This window comes from Agromyces sp. NPDC057679, assembly GCF_042799635.1.
Classification (GTDB): Bacteria; Actinomycetota; Actinomycetes; order Actinomycetales; family Microbacteriaceae; genus Agromyces.
This window is the reverse complement of record NZ_JBHVIK010000001.1, coordinates 531,969-545,932: the sequence shown is the minus strand read 5'-3', so window position 1 is coordinate 545,932 and position 13,964 is coordinate 531,969. Positions and strand designations below refer to the sequence as shown.

Sequence of the window (13,964 nt, the reverse complement as noted above, 5' to 3'; positions counted from 1 at the left end):
GAAGGGCCCGGGTCTCCCCGGGCCCTTCGTCGTTCCCGTCTCGAGTCGTCAGCCGAGCGCCGGGCCGAGGAGCGTCGCGTAGTTCGCGTATCCCGTCGAGTTCGGGTGGAACGCCGCGGTGGTGTTGAAGATGCTGAACGCGTTGATCCACGGCGTCGAACTGCCGATGCCGTGTCCGGCGAAGGCCGCCTCCACGTCGACGAAGGTCGCGCCGTTGGCGACCGCGGCCGCTTCGACCTGGTCGTTCAGCGCGCTCGTGTCGGCGTTGACGCGGGCGGCGTAGGCGTACCGCGACGGCAGCTGGAACAGCTGCGGGTAGCCGGCGACGACGATCTTCGCCTGGGCGCCGACCTTCGCGCGGATGGCCTGCACCAGCGAGGCGACCCGGTTGTGGATCGTGCCGTCGCCCACCATGGTCTCCGCGGTCGCGAGCCGCGACTCGCAGCTCGTGGTGGAGACGAACACGAAGCAGTTCTGCATCACGGACGCGAACCCGACGTCGTTGCCGCCGATCGTCAGCGACACGCGCTGCGTGCCTGCGGGGATCGCCGGCACCTGCGACGCGAGGGTCTCGACGGTCGAGGCTCCGGCGCAGGCCGGGAAGGCGGTGAGCTTCAGCTTCGCCGTCGCATCGAGTCGCTGCGGGTAGCTGTTCCTGCTGCGGTAGCAGCTCGTGTCGAGATAGCTCCCGCCGCCCTGCCCGGCGGCGAACGAGTCGCCGAGCGCGACGTAGGCGAGCTCGCTCGAGCCGCCACCTGGCTTCCCCGGCCCCTTCGCGGCGAACGCGGGCGACGCGCCGGTCAGCGCGAGAGCCGCGACGACGACGGCCGCGACCGCCGCGGCCAGCGTGCTGCGCGCGCTCACGGCGCCACGGCCAGGTAGGCGTCGTGCACGATGCCGGTGTACGCGGCGTAGCCGGCGGCGTTGGGATGGAGGAACGTGACGGGATCGGCGGGGTTCGAACCGAGCCAGGGATCGGCACTGACCGCGCTGTGGCCCGCGAACGCGGCCGTCACGTCGACGTAGCCGGCCGGCACGCCGCCGAGGCCGGCGGCTGCGGCGACGGCTCCGGCGATCTGCGCGTCGAGGGCCGCGACCGCCTGGTCGATCACGCCCAGGAATCCCTGCGTCGCGCCGCCGAAGGGGAGCGGATACCCGGTGACGAGGATCTGCGCCCGCGGCGACCGCTCATGCGTCGCGATGAGCAGTGCGGTCAGGCGCTCGCCGATGACGCCGGATTCGAGGGTCTGCTGGGCGGCGACGACTGCGGCGACGCACGCCGGAACGGCCGGATCGGGGAAGCAGGCGGCGTACACGCCGCCGATGTCGAGGTCGCCGGCACCCGCCGTGATCGTGACCAGGGTCGTGCCCCGGTTCACCTGGCCGAGCTGGCCGGCGGCGACGTCGGCGATCGAGGCGCCGCTGCAGCCCGCGTTGCGCAGGAGGTTGATGCGGGGGATCGCATCGAGGCCGTTCGCATAGCCCGCGCCGGTGCGGAGGCAGGCGTCGAGCGGGATGCCCGCGCCCTGGCCGGCGGCGATCGAGTCGCCGAGCGCCACGTACTTCGCGACGGCGGTCTCGGGCGGCGCTGCCTGGGCGGGCAGTGCGATCCCGATCGGGATCGCGAGAAGGGCGACTGCGGCCGCCGCGGCGACGATGCCGTTGCGAGCCTTTCGGGTTGAAAGTGCACTCATGGGCCAACGCTAGACCTGAACTGAGGAATCCACAGCAACCCAGATGTGGGGGTGGGGGCGGTGAGCACCCGACTCGCCGTATCCTTGCCGGATGACCGAATCTCTGCGCTGGGGCATCCTCGCGACCGGCGGCATCGCTCGCCTCTTCGTCAACGACCTGAAGCTCAACGGATTCGATGTGCGGGCCGTCGGCTCGCGCAACGAGGCCTCCGCCGCACGCTTCGCCGAGGAGTTCGGCATCCCCCGGGTGCACGGCAGCTACGAATCGCTCGTCGCCGACCCCGAGGTCGACGTCGTCTACGTCGCCACCCCGCACCCGATGCACGCGGCGAACGCCGTGCTCGCCCTCGAGGCCGGCAAGCACGTGCTCGTCGAGAAGGCCTTCACACTGAACGCCCGAGAGGCTCGGCAGATCGCCGAGGTCGCCGAGGCCAGAGGGCTCCTCGCACTCGAGGCGATGTGGACCCGCTACCTCCCGCACATGGTGCGGATCCGCGAGCTCGTCGCGACGGGCGCGATCGGTGAGCCGCGCACGCTGATCGCCGATCACACGCAGCTGCTCCCCGAGGACCCGGCCCACCGGCTCAACGCGCTCGAGCTCGGCGGCGGTGCGCTCCTCGACCTCGGCATCTACCCGATCTCGTTCGCCTGGGATCTCTTCGGCGCCCCCGCCGACGTCCGGTCGTCGGCGACGTTCAAGCCGACCGGCGCCGACGCGCAGGTCGCGACGATCTTCACCTACGGCGACGGCCGCATCGCCTCCACGCTCTCCGCATCGAACACCCGCGGGCCGAACACGGCGATGGTGCTCGGCACCGAGGCGCGCATCGAGATCGACCCGATCTGGTACGCGCCGACGACCTTCCGCCTGGTCCGTCCCGACGGCGAGGTCGTCGAGGAGTACGTCTCCGAGGTGCACGGCCGGGGCATGCACTACCAGGCGGCCGCGCTCGAGCGACTCGTCGCCGAGGGGCGCACCGACGGCGGAGACATCCTGCCGACCCGGCAGAGCGTCGCGATCATGGAGACGCTCGACCTGATCCGCGAGCAGATCGGCCTGCGCTACCCGGGCGAGTGAGCACCGATCGGGGATCACCCTGATCCGACCCCGAATCATCCTCTGGACGGATGGTGCGGCGCTCCAGAGCGCCGATAGGCTCGCCGGAGCGCCGCCCTGCCGACGCGTCCGAGACCCGCTCGAGCGACCGTCCGACGCGGGTCTCGGCGCACCGACCCGAAGGAGTTCCCCGTGCCCGCACGCCGCCCCGTCCTCGGCTTCACCGCCCTCGCCGCCGTCGCGGTGCTCGCGCTCGCAGGCTGCGCCGGCGGGCCTGGCGGCGGCACGGAGAAGCTCAGCTACGAGGACAGCCCGCTCACGAAGTACCTCGAGCCGGTCAACGGCACGTGGGACGAGGAGCGGATGGTCGCCGAGCAGAAGCAGGCCGAGGAGTTCAAGGCCGAGTGCATGGCCGAGGAGGGCTTCGAGTACACCCCCGTCGACCAGTCGCAGAACATGGGCTTCATGGACGAGGACGAGATGGCCGAGCGCGAGACCGAGGAATGGGTCGCCGCGAACGGGTGGGGTTTCGTGCAGACCCAGGAGGAGATGGACGCCCAGCAGGCGGAGGCCGAGGAGTTCGTCGACCCGAACCAGCCCTACGTCGAGGCGCTCTCGCCGAGCGAGCAGGAGGCCTATTACGCGACCCTCTACGGCGAGCCTCCGGCCGAGGAGGAGATGAACGAGGACGGCTCCTACGAGTACAACTGGGAGACCGCGGGCTGCGAAGGCGCGGCGCAGCACGAGATCCAGGGCGAGAACTACTGGGAGGACGAGGAGTTCACCGACCTCACCGAGGCGATGGGCGCCCTGTGGGAGGGGCTCGCGAAGCAGCCCGACATGCTCGCGCTCGACGAGAAGTGGGCGGCCTGCATGGCCGACGCCGAGTACCCCGACCTGAAGACCCGCAGCGACGCCCAGACCTCGATCATGGACGAGCAGAACGCCTTCTGGGAGGGTGAGAACCCCGAGGGCCCGAGCGAGGAGCAGCTCGCCGAGCTCAAGCAGAAGGAGATCGACATCGCCGTCGCCGACTTCCGCTGCGCCGAGAAGCTCGACTACCAGAACGCGCAGCTGAAGGCGCAGTTCGCGCTCGAGGAGCAGTTCATCGAGGACAACAAGTCCGAGCTCGACGCGCTGCTCGCCGCGTACAGCAAGGGCGACGAGTGATCCGCAGGCGGCGCGCGGGCGAGGCCGGCGAGTTGGGCGGCGCCGACGAGTCGGGCGCGACGGGCGAGGCGGGTGCGGCCGGCGAGAACGCGGCGTCGGACGCCCCGCGCAGCGAGTTCGACGAGCTCGTCGCCGCCGAGGCGTCCGCCCCGGCCGAGGTCGCCCCGACCGAGCCCGTCGACCCCGCCGTGCAGGGGTGGCGGCGCGTGCTGCGCGGCAACCGGGTGCTCTGGGTGCTCGCGGCCGTCGCGATCGCCTCGCTCGTCGCCGGGGTCGGACTGAGCTTCCTCATCGTCTCGCCGGGGCAGGCCGCCGCCGATGCGTCGGCTCCCGACGCCGGACCGATCACCGTGCCGGTCGAGCTGCGCTCGCTCTCGAACGACGTCACCATCCGCGGCGACGCGGCGTTCGCCGACTCCGTCGAGGTGAAGCTCGAGACGGGCGATCTCGGCGGCCCCGCGGTCGTCACGGGTCGCGTGCCCGAGGTGGGTGCGACGCTCGGTCCTGCGGCGGTCGCACTCGAGGTCACCGGTCGCCCCGTCATCGTGCTGCCGGGCGAACTGCCGGGCTACCGCACCCTTCGGGCCGGCCTCTCGGGGCCCGACGTGACGCAGCTCAAGCAGGCGCTGCGCGCCGTCGGCATCGATCCCGGCGACGTCGGCTCGGACTCGTTCGACTCGGCGACCGCGGCCGGCGTCGCGGCCCTCTACGAGAAGGTCGGCTATCCGCTCCCCGAGGCGCCCGAGGGCACCGCCGACACGGTGCGCTCGGCGCGAGAGGCCGTGAACGGCGCCGAGGAGTCGGTCGCCTCAGCGGAGCGTGCGCTCGCCGCTGCCGGGTCCGGCCCGAGTTCCGTCGAGCGCGTCCAGCTCGACAACGCGGTGCGCGCCGCGGAGCGCGCGCTCGCCGCCGCCAAGGCCGAGGGCGACCCCGTCGCGATCGGCGACGCCGAGGATGCGCTGAAGCTCGCCCGCGTCGAGCGGGACGCCGGGCTCGCGCCGAAGGACGCGAGCGCCGAACGGGCGGCCCTCGACTCGGCCCGCTCGCAGCTCGACGACGCGTACGAGCTCCTCGAGGAGGCCGAGACCGGCACCCTCGCCTTCCTCCCGGTGAGCGAGGTGCTCTACCTCCAGGACCTCCCGCGCCGAGTCGACGAGGTCATGGTCGAGCGCGGCACCATCGTGCAGTCCGCGGCGATGCTCGTCTCGGGGGCGACCCTCGCGATCAACGCCTCCGCGGCCGAGAGCGATGCGAAGCTGCTGAAGGCCGGCGACGTCGCGACCCTCGCGATGCCCGACGGCTCCGAGCTCGGCGCCGCGATCACCTCGGTCGAGCCGCGCAAGGCCGAAGGCGGCGAGGCCGCCGAGTCGGGACCGCGCTACGACGTGGTGCTCGCCCCGGTCAAGCCCACCGACGCGCAGGTCGAGGCGCTGCGCGGGCAGAACGTGCGCGTGAAGATCTCGATCGGCGCGACCGAGGGCGATGTGCTCGCGGTGCCGCTCGCGGCGCTCACTGCGGGGCCCGGCGGCGAATCGCGCGTCGAGGTGCAGGACGGCGACGAGACCCGGCTCGTCGAGGTCGAGACCGGCCTCGCCGCCGAGGGATTCGTCGAGATCACCGGTGAGATCGCCGAGGGCGACCTCGTCGTGGTGGGCCGATGAGCCAGGCCCCCGTGGTCGAGCTCATCGATGTCACCCGCTCCTTCCCCGGTCCGCCCGAGGTGCAGGCGCTGAAGGGCGTCAACCTCTCGATCGGGCGGGGCGACTACCTCTCGATCGTCGGACCGAGCGGTTCGGGCAAGTCGACGCTGCTCAACGTGCTGGGCCTCCTCGACCGGCCGACGGTCGGCGAGTACCGGCTCGGCGGCGTGCTCACCGCCGCGCTCGACGAGGAGGCGCGCGCGGGCCTGCGTGCGCAGACGATCGGGTTCGTGTTCCAGGCCTTCCACCTGCTTCCGCGTCGCACCGTGCTCGACAACGTGCTCCTCGCCACCCTGTACAGCGGCGTGCCGCGACGCGAACGGATGCCGCGGGCGAAGGCCGCGCTCGACCGGGTCGGCCTCGCGCACCGCATGGACTTCCTGCCGACGACCCTGTCGGGCGGCGAGCGCCAGCGCGTCGCCGTGGCGCGGGCCGTGATGGCCTCGCCCGAGCTGATCCTCGCCGACGAGCCCACGGGCAACCTCGACCAGCAGACCTCCGGAGAGGTGATGGACCTCTTCGAAGAGCTCAACGCCGACGGGCTGAGCCTCGTCGTCATCACGCACGACCAGCACGTCGCCGACCGGGCGCGACGGAGCATCCGCATCGCCGACGGGCGGGTGAGCGAGCTGTGAGGCGATCGATCCTCCGGCGATTCCGGCGCAGCGCGGTCGCCGGCAGTGCGGCCGCCGGCACGACCGCCGGCACGACCGAAGGCGACGCGACGGCCGACGCTGCGGGCGGTGCCGCCGCCGTCCCCGTGATCGCCCGCGCCGACCGCTTCACCAACCAGGACCTCCTCGTCGAGGTGAGCCACGGCATCGGCGGCCACACCGGACGACTCGTCATGACGACGCTCGGCACCGTGCTCGGCATCGCCTCGCTCGTCGTCACGATCGGCTTCGCGCAGACGGCCGCGGGGCAGATCAGCCGCCAGTTCGACGCCGTCGCCGCGACGCAGGCGGTCGTGAAGCCCGAGACCGCGAACTCCAGCGGCAACGAGGTCGCGACCACGACCCTGCCGTGGGATGCGTCGGAGCGGGTCGAGCGCCTCAACGGCGTCGAGCGCGCGGGGCTCATCGGCGAGGTGCCGATCGGCGAGCTCGAGATCACCGCCGTGCCGATCAACGACCCCTCGGCGCCCGAGGTGCTGAGCCCGGCGCTGCTTGCGACCTCGCCGGGCCTCCTCGACGCCGTGCGCGGCGAGGTGAGCGCCGGGCGCTACTTCGACGACGGGCACGAGGCCCGCGCCGACCGGGTCGCCGTGATCGGGGCGCGGGCCGCCGAGAAGCTCGGGATCAACCGCGTCGACAGCCAGCCCTCGATCTTCATCGGCGAGCGCCCGTACACCGTCATCGGCATCGTCGACGGCGTGGAGCGCCGGCCCGACCTGCTCGACGCGGTCATCCTGCCGTTGGGCACGGCGCGTGCCGACTTCGGCCTGCGGAGCGCGAGCGAACTCCAGCTGCGCATCGACGCGGGCGCGGGTCCGCTCGTCGCGAAGCAGGCGCCGATCGCGCTCGACCCGAACGCGCCCGAGAACTTCGACGTGCAGGCGCCGCGCGCGGGCTCCTCGTTGCAGGAGAACGTGCAGGCCGACATCAACGTGGTCTTCCTCATCCTCGGGGTGATCGCGCTGCTCGCGGGCGGGCTCGGCATCGCGAACGTCACCCTGCTCTCGGTGTCGGAGCGCACGGGCGAGATCGGCCTGCGGCGTGCGCTCGGCGCGACGAGGCGGCAGATCGCCCGCCAGTTCATGGTCGAGTCGGTCGTGATCGGCCTGCTCGGCGGGCTCATCGGGGCCGCGGTCGGCGTGTTCGCGGTGGTCGTCGTCGCGCTCGTGCAGCAGTGGACGCCGATCATCGACCTGCCCATGGTGTTCGGCGCGGCGCTCCTCGGCGCGGCCGTGGGGCTCGGCGCCGGGGCCTACCCGGCGCGCAAGGCCTCGCGCATCGAGCCGATCGCCGCCCTGCGCGCCGGCGTCTGATCGACGGGTCGGCGGCCGGCGGGTCGGCGGGTGCGGGTGCCCGCGCCGTTCCTGAACGGGGCACCGGGGGAGGGCGCGTACAATTCCCGCGTGATCGATGAGACGGATGCCACGGGCGCCGCGCCGCCCGGGCGCGGCGGTGCCGCGGCATCCGCGCTCGCCTTCATCAGGAAGCATCGGCTGCCGCTCGCGATCGTCGGCGGCGTGCTCGCCTTCGCGCTCGTCGGGGGCGGTGCGGTCGCGCTCGGCGCCGCGCTCGCACCCGAAGAGCCCGTCTCGGCCGCGGTGCCGAGCGAGACCCCGACGCCGACCCCCGAGGCACGGCCGCGGCCCGAGACCGCGGCGGCGGCGAGCCGCGTGCGCACCTGCTCGGTCGCCGAGCGCGCCGCCGATCCCCGTCTCGCGAACCTGCAGGCGCAGGTGATGAAGGCCTCGACCGGCGAGGTGCTGTACGACCGGGGCGGCACGACGCCCTCCCGCACCGCGAGCGTCATGAAGGTGCTCACCTCGGCGGCGGCGCTCTCGGTGCTCGGGCCCGACCACCGCGCTGCGACGACCGTCGTGAAGGGCGCCGAGCCGGGCTCGATCGTGCTCGTCGGCGGCGGCGACGTGACGCTCTCGCGCACCCCCTCCGGTGACGAGACGGCCTACCCGGGCGCCGCGCACCTCGACGAGCTCGCCCGGCAGGTCGAAGAGGCCTGGGCCGCCGATCCGGCGAATCCGCCGATCACGAAGCTGATCCTCGACGCGAGCTACTTCGGCGGCGAGGAATGGCAGCCGAGCTGGGACCTCGTCGAGCGCGAAGACGGCTACATGTCGAACATCACGGCGCTCATGGTCGACGGCGACCGCGACGACCCGTACTCGAACACCTCCTGGCGCAGCGACGACCCGATCGGCCGGGCGGGGCAGGCCTTCGCCGACGAGCTCGGCGGGGTCGCGACGATCGAGCGGGGCACGGCGCCCGCCGGGGCGACGCAGCTCGGTCAGGTGCTCTCGCCGCCCGTGTCGGCGCTCGTCGACAAGGCGCTCGTCGTGTCGGACAACACGGTCGCCGAGATGCTCGCGCGCCTCGTCGCGATCGAGACGGGCTCCGGCAACGATTTCGCGGCCATCAACGCGGGCGTGCTCGAAGGCCTCGCGCCCTACGGGGTCGACACGGCGGGCATCACGGTCGTCGACGGTTCGGGCCTCTCCGACGACAACGCCGTGCCGCCCTCGTACCTCACGCGGCTCTTCGTGAAGATCAACGCGCGGGAGGCGAACCTCGGGTACCTGCTCGACTCGCTGCCGGTGTCGGGCGAGCGCGGCTCGCTCGCCTACGACGACCGGTTCTGGGGCGACAACGCGGTGGCCGACGGCCGCGTCCTCGCGAAGACGGGGTGGATCAACACCGGCTACACGCTCTCGGGGGTCATCCGCGCCGAGGACGGCACCGACCTCACCTTCGCGATCTACGCCCTGGGCGACGTGACCGATGAGGCGAAGACCGCGATCGACACGCTCGCGACGGGCTTCTACCTCTGCGGGGACAACCTCTCGAACCAGTGAGCGGCGAGGCTGCCGCGGGCCCTGAGCCCGCCCGGGTTGCCCCTCGCGCGGGCGGGGGGACAATGGAGGCATGACCCGCGCGCTGTTCATCATCGACGTTCAGAACGACTTCACCGAGGGGGGTGCGCTCGGCGTCGACGGCGGAGCCGCCGTCGCCGCCGGCGTGAGCGAGCTGCTCGCCCGCCATCGCGGCGCCTACGAGCTCGTCGTCGCCTCGCGCGACTGGCACTCGGGCGAGGGCGACAACGGCGGCCACTTCGCGACCGACGCCGAACCCGACTTCGTCGACACCTGGCCGCCGCACTGCGTCGCCGGCACGATGGGCGCCGAGTACCACCCGTCGCTCACGGTCGACGAGGTCGACGTGCACATCCGCAAGGGCCAGGGCGTGCCGGCGTACTCGATCTACGAGGGCACCGACGACGCGGGCGACACGATCAGCGAGCTGCTCGGCCGTCACGGCATCACCGACGTTGACGTCGTGGGCCTCGCGACCGACTACTGCGTGCGGGCGAGCGCGCTCGACGCGCTCGAGCACGGCCAGCACGTTCGCGTGCTGACCGACCTCGTCGCGGGTGTCGCGGCCGAGTCCTCGAACGCCGCCCTCGCCGAGCTCGGCCACGCGGGGGCGCTCATCGTGACCTCGAGCGTCGTCGCCGAGGCATCCGGGGCCGCCGAGTGATCGCGACGGATGCCTCCCGCCCTCCGCTGCTGCACGCCGAGAGCGCCGACGGGGTGCTCATCGGCTACCGCGTGCACCGCGCGCCGAATCGCGACGCCGCGCTGCCGCCGGTGCTGCTCGTGCACGGCTTCGCCTCCGACGCGCGCATCACGTGGGAGGGCACCGGCTGGGTGAAGGCGCTCACCGACGCCGGTCGCGAGGTCGTGACCGTCGACCTGCGCGGCCACGGCGACAGCGACAAGCCGATCGGTGCGGCCGACTATGCGCCGATCCGACTCGGCGCCGACCTCGCCGCCGTGCTCGACTCGGCGGGGGTGCCGGTCGCCGACGCGATCGGCTACTCGATGGGATGCCGCGTGGTCTCCGCGCTCGCGGCCATCGCCCCCGAACGCCTGCGGCGGGTCGTGCTCGGCGGGGCGGGGCCGAACGAGCTGTTCGCCTCGTGGGCCATCGCCGAGGTGCGCGCGCTGCTCGTCGAGGACCGGCCGACCGAGAACCGGGTGATCGAGCAGGTGCTCCGGCCCGCGATCGACGCGGGCGCCGACCGGGAGGCGCTGCTCGCGGTCGTCGAGGGCGTGTCGGGCGCACCGCTCGGGATCCCCGGGACGATCCCCGCGCTCTTCGTCGCGGGCGAGCTCGACCCGGTGCCGGCCGGCGTGCAGCAGCTCGCGCTCGACTGGGGCGTCGACCTCGTCTCGGTGCCGGGCCGCGACCACGTCTCGACGCTCACCTCGCGGGTGTTCAAGGACGCGGCGATCGGGTTCCTGCACGACTGAGCCGGGTCGCACCCGCACCGGGTGCCAATCTGCGGCTGTGCATCTTGTACAGCTCGAATCGGATCGGCACGTGACGATCGAGCACCTTGTCGGGTGCTCGATCGTCGCTTTGCCGCCCCGTCGACTTCCTCCCTAGGCTGCCGATCGTCAGCGGCGACGGGCGCCGCGGTGACGACCCACGAGGAAGTAGGGACATGATCCACCAGCGCGACGTCATCGGCCGGCTCCCCGTCTACAAGCCGGGCCGGCCCGCCGCGCAGGGCGCCGTCAAGCTCTCCTCGAACGAGAACCCGTTCCCCCCGCTGCCCTCGGTCGTCGACGCGGTCGTCGCCGGTCTCGACGGGATCCAGCGCTACCCCGACCTCGGCGCCGCCGAGCTCACCCGCCGGCTCGCCGAGCACTACGACGTCGACCCCGCCGAGATCGCGCTCGGCGCCGGATCGGTCGAGGTCGCCGGCCAGCTCATCCACGCGAGCGCCGGCGACGGCGACGAGGTGATCTTCGCCTGGCGCTCCTTCGAGGCGTACCCGATCCTCGTGCAGGTGGCGGGCGCGACCCCCGTGCCCGTGCCGCTCACGGCCGACGAACGCCACGACCTCGACGCGATGGCCGCGGCGATCACGCCCCGCACCCGGCTCGTCTTCGTCTGCAACCCGAACAACCCGACCGGCGCGACGGTGACCGCCGACGAGCTCACCGCGTTCCTCGCGAAGGTTCCCGCCGAGGTGCTCGTCGTCGTCGACGAGGCCTACGTGCACTTCGACGACGACCCCCGCTCGGCGAACGGGCTCGAGTTCTTCCGCCGCCACCCGAACGTCGCGGTGCTGCACACCTTCTCGAAGGCCTACGGGCTCGCCGGGCTCCGCGTCGGGTACGCGATCGCCCCGGCCGAGATCGCCGCGAACCTCCGCCGCGTCGGCGTGCCGTTCGCGGTGAGCGACCTGGCGCAGCGCGCGGCGATCGCCTCGCTCGACGCCGAGTCCGAGCTCGAGGTGCGCATCCGCGAGATCGTCGCCGAGCGGCAGCGCGTCACGGCGGCGCTCCGCGACGGCGGTTGGCAGCTGGTCGACTCCTTCGGCAACTTCGTGTGGCTCCGCACCGGCGACGACACCGAACGCGTCGACGGCGTGCTGCACGCGCACGGCGTCGTCGCACGCGCCTTCGCCGGCGAGGGCGTCCGCGTGACGATCGGCTCGCCCGAGGCGAACGACCGCTTCCTCGCCGCCGCGGCCGACGCGCTCGCGACCGCACCGGTCGCGGCGCCGGTCGGCTGACGCCACCCCGCATCCCGTCCCACCTCCAACCCCCGCTCCATCCCTTCCCGGGCCCGGCCGTCCCCGGCCGAGCCCGCCCCAGAGACCTGCGCCCCGCGCACGGAACCCCCGCAACACGGACCTGAGGAGGATCCCCACGATGAGAACCCACTCGAAGCTCGCCGGACTCGCACTGCTCGCCTCGGGAGCACTGGTGCTCACCGGCTGCGCAGCCGACGGCGGCGCGGCCGGCGCATCCGACGACACCCTCTCGATCGGCATCAGCCAGATCGTGCAGCACCCCGCGCTCGACGCCACTCGCGAGGGCTTCAAGCAGGCCTTCGCCGACGCCGGCTACGTCGAGGGCGAGGACATCACGTTCGACGAGCAGAACGCGCAGGGCGAGCAGGCCACCGCCACCACCATCGCGGCGAAGTTCCAGACCGACGGCGTCGACCTCGTGCTCGCCATCGCGACGCCCACCGCGCAGGCCGCGGCGCAGTCGATCGCCGACATCCCCGTGCTCTTCACCGCTGTCACCGAGCCCGCCGAGGCCGGCCTCGTCGACAGCTGGGAGAAGCCCGGCGGCAACGTCACCGGCACGAGCGACCTCAACCCGGTCGAGCAGCAGCTCGAGCTCGTCACCCAGGTCGTGCCCGACGCGAAGACCGTGGGCATCGTGTACAGCTCGGGCGAGGTCAACTCCGAGGTGCAGGTCGAGCTCGCGAAGGAGGCCGCCGACGAGCTCGGCCTCGAGATCAAGGAGGCGACCGTCACGAACTCGAGCGAGGTCGCCCAGGCGACCGAGTCGCTCGGCGACGTCGACGCGATCTACATCCCGACCGACAACCGCGTGACCGAGGGCCTCGAGGCCGTCGTGCAGATCGCCGAGCAGAAGCAGATCCCGCTGTTCGGTGCCGAGGGCGGCCAGGTCGAGCGCGGCGCCGTCGCCACCTACGGCATCGACTACACCGAGCTCGGCTACCAGACCGGCAAGATGGCGATCGAGATCCTCGAGAACGGCGCCGACCCGGCCGAGATGCCCGTCGAGACCCTCGACGAGCTCTCGCTCATCGTGAACCCCGCCGCCGCCGAGCGCCAGGGCGTCACCCTCCCCGAAGACCTGGTCGCCGACGCCGACCAGACCATCGAATAAGACGCCCACGGGACATCCGGAAGGCCCTGCATGAACGCCGCACTCGAACTCGGCCTGCTCTACGGGATCATGGCGCTCGGTGTGTACCTCACATTCCGCGTGCTCAACTTCCCCGACCTCACGGTCGACGGCAGCTTCACCACCGGCGCCGCCGTCGCGGCCTCGCTCATCGTGCAGGGCGTTCCCGCCCCCGTCGCCACCCTCGCAGGGGCGGCGTCGGGGGCGGTCGCCGGCATCGTGACCGGGGTGCTGTACACGAAGGGGCGCATCGACGGCCTCCTCGCCGGCATCCTCACCATGATCGCGCTGTGGTCGATCAACCTCAGGATCATGGGCAAATCGAACCTCCCGCTGCTGCGAGAGGACACCGTGATGACGCCGCTGCGCGACAACGGCCTGCTCGGCGGGCCGTGGAGCATCCTCATCTTCGCGATCTTCGCGCTCGTGCTGAAGTTCGCCATCGACTGGTTCCTCTCGACCGACCTCGGCCTCTCGATCCAGGCGACCGGCAACAACGAGCAGATGATCCGCTCGTTCGGCGTGAACACGCACTTCACGACGATCCTGACGCTCGCGATCTCGAACGCGCTCGTCGCGCTCTGCGGCGCGCTCGTCGCGCAGTACCAGGGCTTCGCGGATGTCTCGATGGGCATCGGCCTCATCCTCGTCGGCCTCGCCTCGGTCATCATCGGACAGGCGATCATCGCAGGCCGCTCGGTGTGGGTGGCGACCTTCGCGGTGCTCGTCGGCGCGATCATCTACCGCCTCGTGATCTTCTTCGCGCTCGCGGCGGGCCTCAACCCGAACGACATGAAACTCATCTCCGCCGTGCTCGTCGTCGCCGCGCTGCTGCTGCCGCGCTGGGGCTTCCTGAAGCGCGTCCCGAGTTTCCGGCAGCTCAACCGCCGCGCGGTCAGGGCCTGAGAGGAACGACGACC

At 72.4% G+C, this 13,964-nt stretch carries 13 protein-coding genes; 11 read left to right on the top strand and 2 right to left on the bottom strand.

Annotated features, from left to right (window positions below):
* Positions 1 to 48: 48 nt before the first annotated feature.
* Complete coding sequence (locus ACFVAJ_RS02380) at positions 49 to 864, bottom strand: SGNH/GDSL hydrolase family protein (RefSeq protein ID WP_376941194.1); 816 nt, start codon at positions 862 to 864, stop codon at positions 49 to 51.
* On the bottom strand, positions 861 to 1,694 hold the full coding sequence (locus ACFVAJ_RS02375) for a GDSL-type esterase/lipase family protein (protein ID WP_376941193.1): 834 nt from the start codon (positions 1,692 to 1,694) through the stop codon (positions 861 to 863). Before ACFVAJ_RS02375 ends, ACFVAJ_RS02380 begins: the two co-directional genes overlap by 4 nt.
* A 91-nt stretch (positions 1,695 to 1,785) precedes the next feature.
* Here ACFVAJ_RS02375 and ACFVAJ_RS02370 point away from each other — a divergent pair, with 91 nt between their 5' ends.
* From ACFVAJ_RS02370 to ACFVAJ_RS02320, 11 genes are all read left to right on the top strand, one after another.
* Entirely contained in the window at positions 1,786 to 2,772 is a 987-nt protein-coding gene (locus ACFVAJ_RS02370; RefSeq protein WP_376941192.1) for a Gfo/Idh/MocA family protein, read from the top strand.
* Positions 2,773 to 2,943: 171 nt separating this feature from the next.
* Positions 2,944 to 3,921 carry a hypothetical protein gene (locus tag ACFVAJ_RS02365; protein ID WP_376941191.1) on the top strand — a complete coding sequence of 326 codons (978 nt, stop codon included), beginning with the start codon at positions 2,944 to 2,946 and terminating at the stop codon, positions 3,919 to 3,921.
* Positions 3,918 to 5,582 carry a hypothetical protein gene (locus ACFVAJ_RS02360; protein ID WP_376941190.1) on the top strand — a complete coding sequence of 555 codons (1,665 nt, stop codon included), beginning with the start codon at positions 3,918 to 3,920 and terminating at the stop codon, positions 5,580 to 5,582. The genes ACFVAJ_RS02365 and ACFVAJ_RS02360 overlap by 4 nt, the downstream gene beginning before the upstream one ends.
* On the top strand, positions 5,579 to 6,256 hold the full coding sequence (locus ACFVAJ_RS02355) for an ABC transporter ATP-binding protein (protein ID WP_376941189.1): 678 nt from the start codon (positions 5,579 to 5,581) through the stop codon (positions 6,254 to 6,256). The genes ACFVAJ_RS02360 and ACFVAJ_RS02355 overlap by 4 nt, the downstream gene beginning before the upstream one ends.
* Positions 6,253 to 7,608: an ABC transporter permease gene (locus ACFVAJ_RS02350; protein WP_376941188.1), complete on the top strand. Its 1,356-nt coding sequence runs from the start codon at positions 6,253 to 6,255 to the stop codon at positions 7,606 to 7,608. Before ACFVAJ_RS02355 ends, ACFVAJ_RS02350 begins: the two co-directional genes overlap by 4 nt.
* A 90-nt stretch (positions 7,609 to 7,698) precedes the next feature.
* On the top strand, positions 7,699 to 9,159 hold the full coding sequence (locus tag ACFVAJ_RS02345) for a D-alanyl-D-alanine carboxypeptidase/D-alanyl-D-alanine-endopeptidase (protein WP_376941187.1): 1,461 nt from the start codon (positions 7,699 to 7,701) through the stop codon (positions 9,157 to 9,159).
* A gap of 70 nt (positions 9,160 to 9,229) precedes the next feature.
* A complete protein-coding gene (locus ACFVAJ_RS02340) occupies positions 9,230 to 9,841 on the top strand; it encodes an isochorismatase family protein (RefSeq protein ID WP_376941186.1) in 612 nt (203 codons plus the stop codon).
* Positions 9,838 to 10,617, top strand: a complete 780-nt coding sequence (locus ACFVAJ_RS02335; protein WP_376941185.1) for an alpha/beta fold hydrolase — start codon at positions 9,838 to 9,840, stop codon at positions 10,615 to 10,617. The genes ACFVAJ_RS02340 and ACFVAJ_RS02335 overlap by 4 nt, the downstream gene beginning before the upstream one ends.
* Positions 10,618 to 10,811: 194 nt before the next feature.
* Complete coding sequence (hisC, locus tag ACFVAJ_RS02330; RefSeq protein ID WP_376941184.1) at positions 10,812 to 11,891, top strand: histidinol-phosphate transaminase; 1,080 nt, start codon at positions 10,812 to 10,814, stop codon at positions 11,889 to 11,891.
* A 139-nt stretch (positions 11,892 to 12,030) separates the two neighbouring features.
* The gene (locus ACFVAJ_RS02325) at positions 12,031 to 13,026 is read left to right on the top strand and encodes an ABC transporter substrate-binding protein (protein WP_376941183.1); all 996 of its coding nucleotides are present in this window, start codon (positions 12,031 to 12,033) and stop codon (positions 13,024 to 13,026) included.
* A 30-nt stretch (positions 13,027 to 13,056) separates the two neighbouring features.
* Positions 13,057 to 13,950, top strand: coding sequence for an ABC transporter permease (locus tag ACFVAJ_RS02320; protein WP_157422354.1), 894 nt, complete (start codon positions 13,057 to 13,059; stop codon positions 13,948 to 13,950).
* The last annotated feature ends 14 nt before the right edge of the window (positions 13,951 to 13,964 follow it).

Coding starts and splice junctions, on each gene's coding strand:
- ACFVAJ_RS02375 (WP_376941193.1), bottom strand. CDS start 1,694: ATGAGTGCACTTTCAACCCGAAAGGCTCGCAACGGCATCGTCGCCGCG.
- hisC (WP_376941184.1), top strand. CDS start 10,812: ATGATCCACCAGCGCGACGTCATCGGCCGGCTCCCCGTCTACAAGCCG.
- ACFVAJ_RS02325 (WP_376941183.1), top strand. CDS start 12,031: ATGAGAACCCACTCGAAGCTCGCCGGACTCGCACTGCTCGCCTCGGGA.
- ACFVAJ_RS02370 (WP_376941192.1), top strand. CDS start 1,786: ATGACCGAATCTCTGCGCTGGGGCATCCTCGCGACCGGCGGCATCGCT.
- ACFVAJ_RS02355 (WP_376941189.1), top strand. CDS start 5,579: ATGAGCCAGGCCCCCGTGGTCGAGCTCATCGATGTCACCCGCTCCTTC.
- ACFVAJ_RS02320 (WP_157422354.1), top strand. CDS start 13,057: ATGAACGCCGCACTCGAACTCGGCCTGCTCTACGGGATCATGGCGCTC.
- ACFVAJ_RS02340 (WP_376941186.1), top strand. CDS start 9,230: ATGACCCGCGCGCTGTTCATCATCGACGTTCAGAACGACTTCACCGAG.